This is a genomic window from Paenibacillus canaveralius (assembly GCF_047238265.1).
GTDB lineage: Bacteria > Bacillota > Bacilli > Paenibacillales > NBRC-103111 > Paenibacillus_F.
This window is the reverse complement of sequence record NZ_JBDFMM010000001.1, coordinates 3987695-4004246: the sequence shown is the minus strand read 5'-3', so window position 1 is coordinate 4004246 and position 16552 is coordinate 3987695. Positions and strand designations below refer to the sequence as shown.

The 16552-nt window shown below is 53.5% G+C and carries 16 protein-coding genes and 1 pseudogene; all 17 read left to right on the top strand.

Annotation, left to right across the window (positions count from 1 at the left end; genetic code table 11):
• The first annotated feature begins 44 nt into the window (after window positions 1-44).
• Window positions 45-1028 carry a flotillin-like protein FloA gene (gene floA, locus ABC395_RS18095; RefSeq protein WP_413005195.1) on the top strand — a complete coding sequence of 328 codons (984 nt, stop codon included), beginning with the start codon at window positions 45-47 and terminating at the stop codon, window positions 1026-1028.
• A 150-nt stretch (window positions 1029-1178) separates the two neighbouring features.
• The gene (locus ABC395_RS18090; protein WP_413005194.1) at window positions 1179-1676 is read left to right on the top strand and encodes a hypothetical protein; all 498 of its coding nucleotides are present in this window, start codon (window positions 1179-1181) and stop codon (window positions 1674-1676) included.
• A 401-nt stretch (window positions 1677-2077) separates the two neighbouring features.
• On the top strand, window positions 2078-2356 hold the full coding sequence (yqfC, locus tag ABC395_RS18085; RefSeq protein ID WP_042230050.1) for a sporulation protein YqfC: 279 nt from the start codon (window positions 2078-2080) through the stop codon (window positions 2354-2356).
• A 25-nt stretch (window positions 2357-2381) separates the two neighbouring features.
• A complete protein-coding gene (gene yqfD / locus ABC395_RS18080; RefSeq protein WP_413005191.1) occupies window positions 2382-3572 on the top strand; it encodes a sporulation protein YqfD in 1191 nt (396 codons plus the stop codon).
• Between the two features lie 6 nt (window positions 3573-3578).
• Window positions 3579-4550: a PhoH family protein gene (locus ABC395_RS18075; RefSeq protein WP_413005190.1), complete on the top strand. Its 972-nt coding sequence runs from the start codon at window positions 3579-3581 to the stop codon at window positions 4548-4550.
• 42 nt (window positions 4551-4592) lie between these two features.
• Window positions 4593-6810, top strand: a pseudogene (locus tag ABC395_RS18070) (HD family phosphohydrolase).
• 33 nt (window positions 6811-6843) lie between these two features.
• On the top strand, window positions 6844-7374 hold the full coding sequence (gene ybeY, locus ABC395_RS18065; protein WP_413005188.1) for an rRNA maturation RNase YbeY: 531 nt from the start codon (window positions 6844-6846) through the stop codon (window positions 7372-7374).
• Window positions 7371-8072, top strand: a complete 702-nt coding sequence (locus ABC395_RS18060; protein WP_413005186.1) for a diacylglycerol kinase family protein — start codon at window positions 7371-7373, stop codon at window positions 8070-8072. Before ybeY ends, ABC395_RS18060 begins: the two co-directional genes overlap by 4 nt.
• Window positions 8073-8132: 60 nt before the next feature.
• Window positions 8133-8537, top strand: a complete 405-nt coding sequence (locus tag ABC395_RS18055; RefSeq protein WP_413005184.1) for a cytidine deaminase — start codon at window positions 8133-8135, stop codon at window positions 8535-8537.
• A gap of 17 nt (window positions 8538-8554) precedes the next feature.
• The gene (era, locus tag ABC395_RS18050; RefSeq protein ID WP_413005183.1) at window positions 8555-9454 is read left to right on the top strand and encodes a GTPase Era; all 900 of its coding nucleotides are present in this window, start codon (window positions 8555-8557) and stop codon (window positions 9452-9454) included.
• A gap of 110 nt (window positions 9455-9564) precedes the next feature.
• On the top strand, window positions 9565-9711 hold the full coding sequence (locus ABC395_RS18045) for a YqzL family protein (protein WP_413005181.1): 147 nt from the start codon (window positions 9565-9567) through the stop codon (window positions 9709-9711).
• 49 nt (window positions 9712-9760) lie between these two features.
• Window positions 9761-10507 (top strand): DNA repair protein RecO, encoded by a 747-nt coding sequence (gene recO / locus ABC395_RS18040; RefSeq protein ID WP_413005179.1) that lies wholly within the window; start codon window positions 9761-9763, stop codon window positions 10505-10507.
• A 226-nt stretch (window positions 10508-10733) separates the two neighbouring features.
• Window positions 10734-11555: a pyruvate, water dikinase regulatory protein gene (locus ABC395_RS18035; RefSeq protein ID WP_413005177.1), complete on the top strand. Its 822-nt coding sequence runs from the start codon at window positions 10734-10736 to the stop codon at window positions 11553-11555.
• A 109-nt stretch (window positions 11556-11664) separates the two neighbouring features.
• A complete protein-coding gene (locus tag ABC395_RS18030; RefSeq protein ID WP_103993569.1) occupies window positions 11665-12108 on the top strand; it encodes a YaiI/YqxD family protein in 444 nt (147 codons plus the stop codon).
• Between the two features lie 61 nt (window positions 12109-12169).
• Entirely contained in the window at window positions 12170-13996 is a 1827-nt protein-coding gene (gene dnaG, locus ABC395_RS18025; protein WP_413005175.1) for a DNA primase, read from the top strand.
• Between the two features lie 39 nt (window positions 13997-14035).
• Window positions 14036-15160, top strand: a complete 1125-nt coding sequence (rpoD, locus tag ABC395_RS18020) for an RNA polymerase sigma factor RpoD (RefSeq protein WP_009671652.1) — start codon at window positions 14036-14038, stop codon at window positions 15158-15160.
• Window positions 15161-15217: 57 nt separating this feature from the next.
• A complete protein-coding gene (locus ABC395_RS18015; RefSeq protein ID WP_413005173.1) occupies window positions 15218-16204 on the top strand; it encodes an alpha/beta hydrolase in 987 nt (328 codons plus the stop codon).
• Window positions 16205-16552: the final 348 nt, after the last annotated feature.

Genomic DNA, 16552 nt, shown 5'->3' with positions numbered 1-16552 from the left:
CGGCGGAGCGCCACTTAATTACGTAAAGGGAGGTTTTTTGACGCATGGAATCTTATTACTATCTGTTAATTGCCGCAGTTGTTCTGATCTTGTTGATGGTATTTTTCACGTTTGTTCCGGTTATGCTCTGGATTTCCGCTCTGGCATCGGGTGTACGCATCAGTATTTTGACATTGGTGGCGATGAGACTGCGGCGCGTTATTCCGAGCCGGATCGTGAATCCGCTCATTAAAGCGACGAAAGCGGGACTGGGACTCAACATTAACCAGTTGGAAAGCCACTATCTGGCCGGCGGTAACGTAGACCGGGTTGTCAATGCCCTGATTGCCGCACACCGTGCGGACATCCAGCTGCCGTTCGAACGGGCGGCTGCCATTGATCTGGCCGGCCGTGACGTGCTTCAGGCCGTCCAAATGAGTGTAAACCCGCGTGTCATCGAGACGCCAACGGTTTCCGCCGTGGCCAAAGACGGAATCGAAGTGAAGGTTATCGCCCGGGTAACGGTACGGGCCAACATTGACCGCCTCGTCGGAGGCGCCGGCGAAGAAACGATTATCGCCCGTGTCGGCGAGGGGATCGTTACGACAGTGGGCTCCAGCGGCTCGCACAAGGATGTTCTCGAAAATCCGGATATGATTTCCCGGACCGTACTCGGTAAAGGTTTGGATGCGGGTACCGCTTTTGAAATCTTGTCCATCGATATCGCGGATGTCGACGTAGGCAAGAACATCGGCGCCCACCTGCAAACCGAGCAGGCCGAAGCCGACAAGCGGATTGCGCAGGCCAAAGCGGAAGAACGCCGGGCCATGGCCGTCGCCCAGGAGCAGGAAATGAAAGCCCGCGTCGTGGAAATGAGAGCGAAAGTCGTCGAGGCCGAATCCGAGGTACCGCAGGCTATGGCGGATGCTATGCGCAACGGAAAGCTCGGCGTGATGGACTACATGAATTATAAAAATATCGATGCCGATACGCATATGCGCAGTTCCATCGGCAAAATGTCCGAAGAAGGCAAAGAAGGCAAGGAATAAAAGAGGTTAACATCTGCCGGGCATTGCTGCCCGGGCAGATGACAAGGTTCCCTTCGCTCCCGAAGGGAATTTGCTTCTTCTCTATTGATCGTTTCAAAGAAGCCAACTCGGAAATTCTGATGCAGCCTGCTCGGGAAAGGGGGCGTCTTTATGGAGCGTCTGATCGAACTGATTGCGAACAATTTCTTTTTTGTCATAATGATCGGTATTTTTCTGGTATCGATGCTGTCCGGTAAGCGCAAAAAAACCGGCAGCCAGAACCGGATGCCGGATTTCAGCGGGCAGGGTCTTCCGCGCCGACCGGCCGCACCCGCCAGGTCTGAGGCCGGAACCGGCCGGGAACGGGACCGCCGCGTGAGCGCTCCGCCGCAAACGCGGCGCGGGGATTTGTCCGCCGAAACTGCGGCGGACGAGTGGACCGCGGCCGAGCGCGGGCGCAGCGGCGGCTTTGCCGCCAGCGATGGCCGGGGAAGCAAAGCTGCGCCGGCGGAGACTCCGCGCATGCGGGAAGCGCGCGCCGTGCGCGAAGAAGCTGCCGGCAGCAGCACCGCTGCCGGTGTAGACCTGCACCCGCGTCAAGCGGTGCAGGGGGTTATCTGGGCCGAAATACTCGGCCCGCCGCGTTCAAAAAAGCCGTTTCGCCGGTAATACCGGCCGGAACGGCTTTTTTGCCGTCCGAGTTGCCCGGCTCGCTCGCTGAGCTTGCACCGAAAAGCCCGTAGAATGCCCTCAGAGGCGTTCTGCGGGCTTTTCCAATATTATACTCGCCGTAAAGATCGGCGCCTCCCGGAGGCATTTGGGAGCGTTCTGCGCCTATACTCGACTTCTTGGTTTGGGCGGTTTTGGAAACAGCAGTCACATACATGTTAGCGTCTTTTTTAATCACCGCTGCGCCTTAACTCCGCCGCTCCGCTTGATAGGGACGAATCTCCGCTCATAAACCGGGTTGTGCCCGCATAGATTGGAAAAAGCAGCGTCTGAACAAGAAGCGCCTGAATTCCGCCTGCGTGCTTAAAGCATGGGGCAAAGGCTGGGAGGGACGAGAGAGAATGCGCCGGCTCACGCAAAAGTGGAAGCAAATGACTGCTAATATGCTCGACCTTCCGCAGGATGTCGTACAAGATATTCCCCGGATCACGATGATCGGCAACGTCCAGCTTTACGTGGAGAATCACTGCGGCGTTCTGCATTTTTCCAGCGAGATGCTGCGGCTGCAGCTTACACGGGGGAAGCTTGAGGTAAGCGGGAAGGAATTGGTGATCCGCGCCATTTTAACGGAAGAAGTGCTTATCGAAGGAATTATCGCGGATATCAGATATATGCCATAACGGGTCCGGAAAGGGGAGTTTCGGCATGCAATCGGCGGTGTTAAAGTGGATACAGGGATACGTGAAGATCGAAGTGAAGGGCGAAAGAGCGGCGGAGTTTATCAACCGTGCACTTTCCAAAGGATTTTCGTTATGGGACATACGGGTATCGGGAGACAGGCTGGTCGAGCTCTGCCTGCCCTGCCGGGATGCGTTGCGTCTCCGGCCGCTTTTGAAAGAGACAGGCTGCCGGATGCACCCGTTAAAGCGTGAAGGTCTGCCTTTCGCTGTCCGGAAAGTGGCCAAGCGTAAAACTTTTCTGGCAGGCGGCGTTGTTTTTATCGCTTCCCTCTTCATCCTGTCTTCTTTCGTATGGTCGATTAAGGTGGAAGGCAACGTAAAGATCGGGACCCAGGCTATTCTGGATGCGGCCCGCAAGGAAGGACTGTATCTTCACCAATGGAAATACCGGATGGGCGACTCCGAGAAGCTTTCGTTCGGCCTGCAGACCCATCTGCCCGGCACGTCTTGGGTCGGGGTGGAGATTAAGGGAACCCAGGTGACGATCAAAATCGTCGAAGCGGACAAGCCGGAAGAAAGACCGCTCGTCAGCCCGCGCAATCTTGTGGCGTCCAAACACGCCGTCGTGACGGAGATCCAGGCGAAAAGAGGCCGTCCGCTCGTCCAGCCCAATGCTTATGTCCGCAAAGGGGACGTGCTTATTTCGGGTACGCTCGGCGATGAGGCGAATCAGAAAATTGTCGTAGCGGACGGATATGTGAAAGGCATGGTCTGGTATACCTCCAAAATCGAGGTGCCGATGACCCAGACGTACGAGACGTATACGGGCGATTCGAAAACGCGGAATTATATCGTGTTCGGCTCCAAAGGAGTCCAGGTAAGCGGCTACGGGAAGCTTCCGTTCGAGCATTTTCAAACGATTCCGGAACAGAAAACGCTCCAGTGGCGTTCTTTCAAGCTGCCGGTGAGCTGGCTTAGCGAGAAGCTGATGGCTTCCGAAACGGTTGAGCGGAAACTCGACCTTGCCGAAGCGAAAGCCATAGGCTTGGAGCGGGCCCGGGCCGATCTTATAAGCGAAGCGGGGAAGGATGCACGCATCGTGACCGAAAAAATTTTGCATGAAAAATCAGAGAATGGTAAAGTTTATATGGAAGTGCATTTTGAAGTGGAAGAATTTATCATGGAAGAGCAACCTATCGTACAGCAAGGAGAATGAGGCCTTTTGGGAGAAAACGCTAAGACTATTAAAGTAGCACTTGCAGATACTTCGGTAGCGCAGGCCGTATTCGGTCCGCAGGACCGCTTTCTGCATCTGATCGAGCAGGAAACGAACGCGCGTATTTTTACCCGGGACGCGGAGCTTACGATTCAGGGGGATGCGGAAGAAGTCCGCAAGCTGGAACATTTATTCGAGGTACTGCTGGAACTGGTCCGCAACCAGTATCCGCTTTCGGAACGCGACGTGCTGTATGCCGTCGAGCTTGCCAAGCAAATGAAAGCGGATCAACTGCTGGAGCTTTTCAAAGGGGAGATTGCGACTACCCACAAAGGAAAGCCCATCCGCGTTAAAACGATCGGTCAAAAACAGTACGTCTCCACCATACAGAAGAAAGACATCGTGTTTGGAATCGGACCGGCAGGTACGGGAAAAACGTACTTGGCGGTTGTTCTTGCCGTTACGGCTTTGAAGGAAGGCAAGGTCAAACGTATCGTGCTGACCCGGCCCGCGGTGGAAGCGGGAGAAAGCCTGGGCTTCCTGCCGGGAGACCTCCAGGAAAAGGTTGACCCCTATTTACGTCCGTTGTATGATGCTCTTAACGATGTTCTGGGCCCCGAGCAGGTCGTGAAATCGCTGGAGCGGGGGCTTATCGAGATTGCTCCGCTCGCCTATATGCGCGGCCGTACGCTCGACGATTCTTTCATCATTTTGGATGAAGCGCAGAATACGACCCCGGAACAAATGAAAATGTTTCTGACCCGTCTCGGATTCGGTTCCAAAATGGTTGTAACGGGTGACGTGACGCAGATCGACCTTCCCCGCGGCAAAACTTCGGGCCTGATCGAGGCGCAGCGCATTCTGAACGGCATTGAAGAAATCGGATTCATTACTTTTGCGGAGCAGGATGTCGTCCGTCATTCCTTAGTTCAAAGAATCATCGTCGCTTATAATGAGGACTCGCTAATATCGGGTTGAGTTACGGGGAACGAAGAGGCAAGAGAGGGATGACCTTCCATCATGAAAAAAGAAATTGCCGTACCAGATAGGCAAGCCAATACGAAGCTAAGCGGCTGGAAAACAAGTTTTCCGGTTCGCTTGCTTCTGCTTTTCGCACTTATGCTCATTTTCTATGTCACGTTGTTTTCCAGACTGATTCCCCAGACGTTTGACATTAAGCTGGGCGCCGTCGCGGAAAAGAACATTTACGCCCCTTTTCAGATCGAAAACTCGGTGGCGACCGAAAAGGCGAAAGAAGATGCGGCCAAAAAACTGCAGCCTGTTTATAAAATCGCCAATCTACGGAACGAAGCCATGATCGACGCGATTTACGACCGGATCTTGCAGATCAATGCGGATCCCGACGTAAAGTTCGAGGATAAGGTTAGCGTCTATCGGAACGTGATTCCGGCGATTATCGCGGATACGGAGAAGATGGCGATCCGTACGATTGCCGAGAGCAACTTCGGCAACGAAGCGCTAATCGACGAAATCAATTCGAAAGTCAGCGACCAGAAGTACCGGATTCCGGAAGAAATCTACTACAAATTTCCGCGTTTAACCAAGGAAGATGTAGCTGCGATGGCCCCCATTACCCGGGAAATTGTTTCCAAGCTGATGAATGACCAAATCTCGGACGCCCAAACGGCCCGCGCGAAAGTGGCGGAGCTTGTCAATTCATCCGATCTGTCCAAAAATACGCTGCGCGAACTCGTTCAGGAGATTGCCCGGGTCGTGATCACGCCGAACAAATTTTTGGATCAGAAAGCGACGGACGACGCGAGAGGCGAAGTCCGCGAGAACGTCAAACCCGTTTATATCAATCAAGGGGACATTATCGTCAGTGAAGGCGATGTCATTACCGATGAAATTTATAAACGCTTGAAAGCGGCCGAACTGCTTAAAGAGAAAGCAAACTATTGGCCGCACTTCGGCCTCGTACTGCTTGTGCTGCTGTTCGTTATGATGATCTATCTGTTCGTAAGGCAGAGTACGCTGCCTATACGGACGAACAACTCGCAGCTTCTGATGTTCGTGCTTATTATCGCCATCAACATGATCGGCATGAAAGTGGTGGCCCTTGGGCAAAATCCGGAATATCCGTTCATCGGATATCTGGCTCCGGCGGCCGTGGGCAGCATGCTGATTACGATCCTGCTGAATCCGCAGTCTCGCTTTTATCGCCAGTGTCCTGTTCAGCATTATGTCCAGCATCATATTCAACATGCATGGGACTCAACTGTTCGATTACCGGTACGGGCTCGTTACACTCGTTACGTGTTTCGCTTCGGTTTTCGTTATCCAGAAGGCCAGCCAGCGCTCTTCCATTCTGAAAGCGGGCATACTTATCTCGTTTATCGGAATGATTACGATCGTTTCGGTGATGCTTCTCGATAACGTGACCCGCCAGGATATGCTTTACTCGCTAGTTTTTTCGGCAGCCAGCGGAATTTTGACCGCCGTGTTTGTAATCGGGCTTCTGCCCTTTTTCGAGACGGCGTTCGGGATCTTATCCCCGCTCAAGCTCGTGGAGCTTTCGAACCCGAACCATCCGCTGCTGCGCAAGCTGCTGACGGAGACACCCGGGACGTACCACCACAGCATTATGGTCGGCAATCTCGCGGAATCCGCGGCCGAATCCATCGGAGCGGACGGTCTGCTGTGCCGGGTCGGTTCGTACTACCATGACATCGGAAAAACGAAACGGCCGAGCTATTTTATCGAAAATCAGACGAATATCGAAAATCCGCACGACCGGATCGATCCCGCGCTGAGCAAAAGCATTATTACCGCCCACGCCCGTGACGGGGTGGAGATGCTGAGGGAATACAACATTCCGAAGCCGATCCGCGATATCGCGGAGCAGCACCACGGAACGACGCTGCTCACGTTCTTTTATCACAAAGCGAGGAAGCTGGCCGAGGAAGAAGGCCGTGAAGTGCGCGAGGAAGATTTCCGTTACGAGGGTCCTAAAGCCCAGTGCAAGGAAGCGGCCGTTGTCGGAATCGCCGATTGCGTGGAAGCGGCGGTTCGTTCCCTGCGCAATCCGACCATAGAGCAGATCGATACGATGGTTCGTAAAATCATCAAATCCCGTCTGGATGACGGCCAGTTTAACGATTGCGATCTGACGCTGAAAGAGCTGGACACCATCGCGAAGACGCTGAACGAATCTCTGCTGGGCATTTTCCACTCCCGGATCGAGTATCCGAGCGAGCTTCCCGCCAAAGCGAAATAACCATATGACCTATACATCTAGGAGGAATTAAACGTGGCCCTGATTTTAGCCTGGAACGATGAGCAGGACATTCTGCCGATCTCCCCTAAATTCGCCGAGAAGCTGGAAGAACTGCTGAAGCTTGCGGGAGAAGAGGAAGGCGTCGAGGACGGGGAAGTCGCCCTGACGTTCGTAGACGACGAAACGATTCACGAGCTGAATCGCACGTACCGGAACATCGACCGTCCTACGGACGTTCTGTCTTTTGCGATGCTGGAGCAGGGGGAGGACGAGCCTGCTATTCTCTACGGCGAAGAAGAGCCGGATGAAGATACGGCAGGGGACGATGCCGGCGCCGAGGAGGAAGAAGGCTTTGAGGAGCCGCTCGGCGACATCGTCATCTCGGTTCCGCGGGCCGCTGCGCAGGCCGAAGAATACGGTCACTCCGTGGAGCGGGAGCTCGGGTTTTTGTTCGTTCACGGCTTCCTGCATCTGATCGGATACGATCACGACAACGAGGAGGCCGAACGGGAAATGTTCGCGAAGCAGGAACAGATCCTGCAGAAAGCGGGGCTTACCCGTTGAGTTCCTTTCAACGTTTTTTGCGGGGCTTCCGCTTCGCATATGAAGGAATTAAATATGCTTTTGATACTCAGCGCAACATGAAATTCCATTTCGTTGTTGCCTTTCTTGTATTTCTGGCCGCCGTAATTTTGGGACTGCCGCACTGGGACGTTCTTTTCCTGCTGCTGGCAGTCGTTCTTGTCATCATGACCGAACTCATTAACACGGCGGTGGAAAAGGCAGTGGACCTCGCGATGCCGGATCTGCACCCGCTGGCGAAAATCGCGAAGGACACCGCGGCCGGGGCCGTTCTCGTGGCTGCCCTGTTCGCGGTCGTCGTCGGCATGGTGGTGTTCTACGGTCCTGTGGACCGTTTGCTCCACAGGGCGCAGGAGGCAGCCTCCGCGAACATGCCGGGCATGATCTGGACGCTTATCGCGCTCGTCGCTCTTGTCACGATCGTCATCGAGACAAGATTCAGCGACCGCGGCAAGCTGGTCCGGCCCAGTCTGCTTTCGGCGGTTCTGACGGCGCTTGCGACGCTGATCGCCGTGATCGCGGGCCAGACGATCGTGACGCTGCTCTCCGGTACGCTTGCCTTGCTTGCCCTGATGGTTCTGGCCGAGCGGAAGCACCGGGCGCTGCCGTCTCTCTTGCTCGGTTCCGTTATCGGGGTCGCGGTCACCCTGGTGGCCTGGCTCTGGAGAGGCTGGGGGTAAATGCCCGGCCCGGCCTGGATGTATACTTTTAGAGGGATAACCGAAAGGATGAGGTGCCATATGAAACCGGAAGAACTGCTGGAACATGCGCGGCAGGCACGCCTGAAAGCGTATATTCCCTACTCGAATTTCGGGGTGGGAGCCGCTCTGCTGGATCAAGACGGTCACGTCCATCACGGCTGCAATATCGAAAATGCGGCCTATGGGCCGACGAACTGCGCCGAGCGCACCGCGGTTTTCCGTGCCGTCGCCGACGGGCACAAGCCGGGCTCCTTCCAGTCGATCGCGGTTATCGGCGATACGGAAGGTCCGATTTCGCCGTGCGGGGTATGCCGGCAGGTTCTGATCGAACTTTGCGGGCCGGACATGCCCGTTATTTTAGGTAACTTAAGCGGTGACTATACCATAACAACTACGGGTGAACTGCTGCCCGGAGCGTTTACGTCTAAAGATTTGCAGTCTTAGGAGGAACAAATTACAGCATGAACAAAGAAAAATTCAAATCCGGATTCGTTTCGATTATCGGACGGCCGAACGTAGGGAAATCCACCCTGATGAACCAGGTAATCGGGCAGAAGATCGCGATTATGTCCGACAAGCCGCAGACCACGCGCAACAAAATTCACGGCGTTTATACGACCGACAACTCCCAGATTGTTTTCCTGGACACGCCGGGTATTCATAAACCATCTTCCAAGCTGGGCGATTATATGATGAAAGTCGCCCACAGCACTTTGGGCGAAGTCGATGCCATTCTTTTTCTTGCGGACGTTTCGGAAGGAATCGGCGGCGGGGACCGCTATATCATCGAACAGCTGAAAAACATTAAAACACCGGTCATTCTCGTCCTGAACAAAATCGATCAGGTGCACCCGGAACAATTGCTCCCGATCATTACGACTTATAAGGATTTGTATCCTTTTGCGGAAATCGTTCCGGTCTCGGCTCTGCTCGGTAACAACGTAAACACGATGCTGGAACAGGTCGTTAAATATTTGCCGGAAGGCCCGCAGTACTATCCCGCGGATCAAATCACCGATCATCCGGAACAGTTCGTCTGCGCGGAGCTTGTCCGCGAGAAAATCCTCCATATGACAAGGGAAGAAATCCCCCACTCCATCGCGGTAGCGATCGAGGATATGAAGGTCGAAAAAAACGGGCTGGTTCATATTTCGGCCGTTATTTATGTAGAGCGCGATTCGCAGAAAGGCATTATTATCGGCAAGCAAGGTTCGCTGCTGAAAGAAATCGGCAAGCAGGCGAGACATGATATCGAAGCGCTGCTCGGCTCCAAAACGTTTCTCGAATTGTGGGTAAAAGTCAAAAAAGACTGGCGCAATCAGGAACGCGTACTGCGGGACCTGGGCTTCCGAAACGAGTAACCGCAAGGCTTTCCCCACCGTTCCATTAATTGCTAGACATAGTCTGCTTCAACGGGTACATCCTAAGGGTAATCATCAACACGAACATCTTACGGAGAGGATGATCCAGAGTGAGAGATTTTACCTGGCACTATTTTTGGTCGACGGGGGAAGTGGACGCATACCTGCTGTACAAAAATTTGGCGTCTGATCCCGAACTTGCGGGAGAAGAACTGATGGAGCAAGAGCAGGAGGCCGTGCCTTCGTTGGAAGCCTGAGAACGCCTGGAGACTGATCCGGCGTTTCCGGAAAGGAAGCGCATGAGAGATGCTACACCGGGTGCAAGGGATTGTTCTCCGTAGCGTCGATTACGGGGAAGGAAACAAAATCATTACGATTTATACCCGTGAACTGGGCAAAGTAGGGGTGATCGCGCGCGGAGTGAAGAAAGTGAAAAGCCGGCTCGGCGCCGTCACCCAGCTGTTCACTTACGGGGACTACGTTTTTTATAGACAGGGAAAGCTTGGAACGTTGAATCATGGGGAGATCATAGAACCCCATCACAAATTGAGAGAAGATCTTTATAAATCTGCGTACGCCTCTTACCTGGTTGAAATGGTCGACCGGATGCTGGGAGAGGAGGATCGCAGTTTCTTCTTGTTCGATCAATTGGAAGCGGGACTCATGGCTATCGAGCAGGAGAAGGACATGCAGATCGTCGCGCACGTTTTCGAGCTCAAGATGCTTGCGGCCGCCGGGTATACGCCGGTTCTCGATAAATGCGCCTCTTGCGGGCGAACGGAGGAACTTTCCGCTTTCAGCGCTGCCGCGGGTGGCGCAATGTGCAGCCGGTGCAAGCATCTGGATCCTTATGCGGCCGCCGTGACGGAAAGCACGCTGAAGCTTATGAGGCTGCTGCAGCAGGTCGATCTTGCCCGGATCGGCAACGTGAACGTAAAGCCATCTACCAAATCCCAGCTGAAACACAGCATGAGGCTGTATATGGACGCCCACGTGGATGTCCGCTGGAAAGCCAGAAGCTTTTTGGACCAGATGGATAAGTACAATATTTAACCCGGCGTGTTTGACAAATGTAAGCGGGTTCCTTATAGTAAGTGATTGGAAGCAGTAACTGGTACGGATAATGGAAGAACAGAGTATACATTGTTGCCGTGGTGATAAACCGCCGGGACCTTAGGGTCGTACGTGCGGCCGCTTTGATTTTTCGAAGCTACCACGGTCCTTTTGTCTTCGTTTCCGCTTAAGCATTCCCGAATAGGTACAGGGAGGAACAACATTTATGAATCCTTCAAACAATCCGGTTATCGTATACGTGGTATCGGATGCGATCGGAGAGACGGGAGAATCGGTCGTCAATGCCGTCGCGCTGCAGTTTTACCCTGCCCCGATTGTGATCGAACGCGTTCCTTTCGTGCATGATACGGAGGAGATCGACCGCCTGCTCGCCAAAGTTGCCCGTCAGCAGGGGATCATCGCGTTTACGCTTGTCATTCCCGAACTTCGGGATTATTTGACCCAGAAAGCGGAACAAGCCGGCTTCGCTTACGTCGATCTGCTGGGACCGCTTATTCAGACGTTCGAAAAAGCGTTTAACCGCAAGGCCCGGCATCTGCCGGGCGGCAACCATCCCCTGGACGAGGATTATTTTAAAAAGATGGAGGCGATCGAGTTCGCCGTTAAATACGACGACGGCCGCGATTTCAGCGGGATCGTCAAGGCGGATATCGTTCTCGTCGGCGTGTCCCGCACATCGAAAACTCCGCTTTCCATGTATCTGGCGCACAAAAAATTCAAAGTCGCCAACGTTCCCCTCGTACCGGAAATGCAGCCGCCCGACGTTCTTTTCAAAGTGCCCAAAAACAAGGTGATCGGCCTGCTCATCGACCCGGATAAGCTTAATGCGATACGCCGGGAACGGCTGCGCACTCTCGGACTCGCATCCAATGCAACTTATGCCAAAACGGAACGTATTAAACAAGAGCTGGAGTTCGCGGGAACCGTGCTTTCCCGGATCGGATGCCACGTCATCGACGTATCCAACCGCGCCGTCGAAGAAACGGCCAGCCTGGTTCTCGAACAAATCCGGCGTAATCCCCATTAATCCTGATCATGCAGGATTTTTCGCGCGATGAGCGTATATACTAGTACAGCAGGACTATTAGCAGGTATCGGGGGCTTTATTCATCCAACATTCATCCTTTCAAATTGTTGTGGATGCGGATGCGTGCCCGGTTAAGCCCGAAATCATCCGGGCGGCCGCACAGTATTCGGTCCACGTGCTGATGGTGGCTTCGTTTGACCACCGGCTGAAGGAGCAGGAAGGGATCGAGGTGATTCAAGTCGACCGTTCGGATCAGTCCGTCGATTTGTTTATTGCCAATCATATCCGGCGCGGAGATATCCTGGTTACGCAGGATTTCGGTCTGGCCGCCATCGGTCTGGGCAAAGGGGCGGTCTGCCTCTCGAACCGCGGGCAGGAATACACCGACCGGACGATTGATTTTCTTCTTGACCGGCGTCATACACAAGGCAAGCTGCGCCGTGGAGGTAAGCATTCCAAGGGACCGAAGCCCTTCACGGACGAGGACCGCGAATTTTTTCTACACGGTTTGACAAAAGTTTTACTTCGTTTGCAGGAGAATAGGCCTGTTTAGCGAATACGTATAGTTGTTTACCGCACAAGAAGCTTTTTTATAAGGATTGAAGGTGGGGGAAATGGGTTACGGACGCATTCCGGATGAAGTGATCGAAGCTGTGCTGCAGCGTCATGACATTGCCGATGTGATAGGAAAGTACGTCCATTTGACCAAACAGGGCCACTACCTGAAGGGGCTTTGTCCGTTTCACTCGGAAAAATCGCCTTCGTTTACGGTTACGCCCGAGAAACAGATTTACCACTGCTTCGGATGCGGAGCGGGAGGAAACATGTTCCAGTTTCTCCGGGAAATCGAAGGCTACACGTTTGCTGAAGCCGTCCGGCATCTGGCGGAGGAAGCGGATATTCCCGTTACGTGGGAAGAGTCTTTATCCGCGGACAATCCGCAGCAGAAGGACCGGTCCAAAATGCTGGAGGCCAATGAGAAAGCGGCCAAACTGTACCGTTATATTCTAATGAATACCGATCAAGGCAAAAACGCACTCGATTATGTGCGCAACCGGCAGATGTCGGATAAATTGATCGACGCTTTTCAGATCGGATATGCTCCCGCCATGTGGGATACGCTTGTACAGCAGCTTCAGAAGGCGGGCTACGATCTTCCGCTGATGGAACGGGGAGGGCTTGTATCGGCCCGTTCCGAGGGAGACGGTTATATCGACAAGTTCAGGGACAGAGTGATTTTCCCGATCTGGGACGCGCAGGGCAAAGTTATTGCCTTCGGCGGCCGGGCGCTCGGGGATGTGCAGCCTAAGTACTTGAACAGTCCTGAAACGATGCTCTTCAACAAAAGCCGTGTGCTGTATAATTTTCACCAGGCACGTCCGCAAATCCGGAAAACGAATACCATGGTATTGTTTGAAGGCTATATGGATGTGGTAAAAGCTTGGGAAGCTGGGGTGAGAAACGGTGTCGGTACGATGGGTACCGCGCTGACCCCCGAGCATGCGGAACTGATCCGGCGCAACGCCGGACGGGTCGTGATCTGTTACGACGGAGATTCGGCCGGACAGAATGCGGCTTACAAGGCAATCCCCCTGCTTGAACAGGCAGGCTGCGAAGTGAAAGTGGCCATGCTTCCGGATGCCAAAGATCCGGATGAATACATTACCGCATACGGCTCCGAGAGATTTGTACGGGAGATCATTGATTACGCCGTACCCTCGATCAAATACAGGCTGCACTACATTCGCCGGCATTTCCGTTTGCAGGAGGAAGGCGATCGGATACGCTACCAGCAAACGGCTTTGAAGATGATTGCGGACTTGAGCTCGATCGAACGGGAGCATTATTTAAAACAGCTCTCCGGTGAGTTTGAGACCTCTTACGAGTCGCTCAAACAAGATCTGGCCAACCTCCGGATGAAATCGGAAAAAAACCGGACACTCAGGGATAATATCGACGTTCCGTGGAATAATGGTAGGCATAATAGGAAAGAAACGCCAAAAGCGCCGCTTTATCCGGCTTATCATAACGCGGAACGGCAGCTTCTAGCCGTCATGATGCACGATCGGGATGTCACCGCCTACGTGGAAGAACGGTTAGGCGACGAATTTAACGTGGATGCTCATGCCGTTCTGGCGGCTTATTTATATGCTTTTTATGCCCAAAACTCCACACCGAGCGTGAGCCGTTACATGGCGATGATTCAGGACGACAAACTGGAAAATCTGGCGAGTTCCATCGCAATGATGGGAGCGCACCACGGTGTGAACGAAGTCGTCATCGACGACTACATCAAAGAAATCAAAAAATATCCGAAGCAGCAGGAAATATCGAGAAAAAAAGAAGAAATGATCCGCGCGGAACGCTCAGGAGATCCTTTGCGGGCTGCGCAAATTCTTAGTGAAATTATTGCCCTAGAGAAACAGCTTAAATTTTCGTAACGCAGGTTCCGGATAATCTAGGGAGGAGGGAGTTGGATTATGGCGAACGATCAACATACTGAGATCGAAACCGAGTTGACCCTTGAGCAGGTAAAGGAGCAGCTTATCGAGTTAGGCAAGAAGCGTTCCTCGCTCACTTATAAAGACATCACAGAACGGCTGGCTCCTTATGATCAAGATCCGGAACAGATTGACGAGTTTTTCGAACAATTGTCCGAAATGGGAATTGATGTGGGGAACGAGTCCGATGAGGACGAAGGAAGAATGCGTCCGGAGGGCGATCAGGAGAACGATGAATTCAGCTTTGAAGATGATCTGACTCTCCCACCGGGTATTAAAATCAATGACCCGGTGCGGATGTACCTGAAAGAGATCGGCCGTGTTCCGCTTCTATCGGCAGAGAACGAAGTGGATCTGGCGAAAAGAATCGAGCAGGGCGACGAGGAAGCGAAACGCCGTCTGGCCGAAGCGAACCTCCGTCTCGTGGTCAGCATTGCCAAACGCTACGTCGGACGGGGCATGCTGTTTCTGGATCTGATCCAGGAAGGCAACATGGGTCTGATTAAAGCGGTGGAGAAATTCGATCACACCAAAGGGTATAAGTTCAGTACGTACGCTACCTGGTGGATTCGCCAAGCCATTACGCGCGCCATTGCGGACCAGGCGAGAACGATCCGTATTCCGGTCCATATGGTGGAAACCATCAACAAGCTGATCCGCGTATCCCGCCAGCTGCTGCAGGAACTGGGGCGCGAACCGACGCCGGAAGAGATCGCGAAGGAAATGGAACTGAGCACGGATAAAGTCCGCGAAATCATGAAGATCGCGCAGGAACCGGTATCCCTGGAAACTCCGATCGGTGAAGAAGACGATTCCCATCTGGGCGACTTTATTGAAGATCAGGAAGCGCTGGCACCGGCGGATGCGGCGGCTTACGAGCTTCTTAAAGAACAGCTTGAGGATGTTCTCGACACGCTGACCGAGCGTGAAGAAAACGTACTTCGTCTTCGCTTCGGTCTGGATGACGGGCGTACCCGGACTCTGGAAGAAGTGGGCAAAGTTTTCGGGGTCACCCGTGAACGGATTCGTCAGATCGAAGCCAAAGCGCTTCGTAAGCTGAGGCACCCGAGCCGCAGCAAACGTTTAAAAGATTTTCTTGAATAGAATCCGAATGCCCGCCTCCGGCGGGTTTCTTTTTTTCAACAAAGGAGGAAGGTTGAGATGTCAAAGACCCTGTTGATCAGTTTGTGCATACTTGCGGTTCTTGCTGTGGCTTTGACAGCGGCAGCCTTCTATATGTTCGGGCTGGGGATACGCCGGAGCAGCAAGGAATTTCTGCAGAACAGCCCCGACCTTGCGGGTCATATGGAAGAAATCGCCGTAGATCCATCGCCGGCTTCGGCGGATAACTGGCTTGCCGGGAAGACACTGGAGCAGGTGTCCATTCATTCTGTGGACGGCCTGCGTCTGAACGGCTGGTACCTGGAAGCCGAGCGGCCTTCCCGTGTCACGGCGCTGCTGGCGCACGGGTATTCCGGGCAGGGCAGGGACATGGCCAGCTTTGCTCAAATTCATCACGAGCTCGGCTATAACGTGCTGATGCCGGACAACCGGGGGCACGGACAGAGCGAAGGGGAGTATATCGGCTTCGGCTGGACAGACCGGCTGGATTACGTCAACTGGGTCCGCTATATTCTTCAGCGGAGCGGCGAAGATGCCCGGATTCTTCTCCACGGCGTATCCATGGGAGGCGCGACAGTGCTGATGACGGGCGGCGAGAGACTGCCGGAACAGGTGAAAGGTATCATCGCGGATTGCTCCTATACGTCCGTCAAAGACATTTTGAGTTATCAGCTCAAAAGAATGTTCAAGCTTCCCGCGTTTCCGCTGATTCCCCTGACCAGCCTGATCTGCAAAATAAAGGCGGGCTATTTCTTCGGGGAAGCTTCGGCGCTTAAGCAGGTCAAGCGCACGGAAAAGCCGATTCTTTTTATCCACGGGGAAGCCGATACGTTCGTTCCGTTCTTTATGGTTCACGGCTTATACAAGGCGGCTCCCGCGGGCAAAGATTTGTTCATGGTGCCCCGGGCGGGACACGGGCTCGCTTTTATGACGGACAAGGACGGCTACCGCAGCAGGGTGACCGAATTCGCCAAGCAATGCCTGGAAGAAAAGCAAAAGGTCCTGCAGACACGGTCTGAAGCTTAAATCCGCAAATGCAGGAACATCGGATTTCCTTCTCAAATTCGGAAGGCCGCGAACCGATAAAGTTGTTGGGAAGGTGAAGCTCATGGATGACGAGAAACGAACGGCTATTATTAAAGAAATCGAGCACTGGCGGAGATCTAAGCTTCTGCCCGCACAGTACTGCGACTTTCTGCTCAATTTGTATATGGAAACGGGTGCGGACCATTCCAGAAGGGTTCTGGGCATATCGACTAAATCCATCCGGGGAAGCCACTGGAAATTCTGGGCCGCAGCCGTCGTACTCATCATTGTTTTATCATTGACTCTACTTAATTTTAACTCTTTTGGAATTTCTTTGCAAATTGGCGT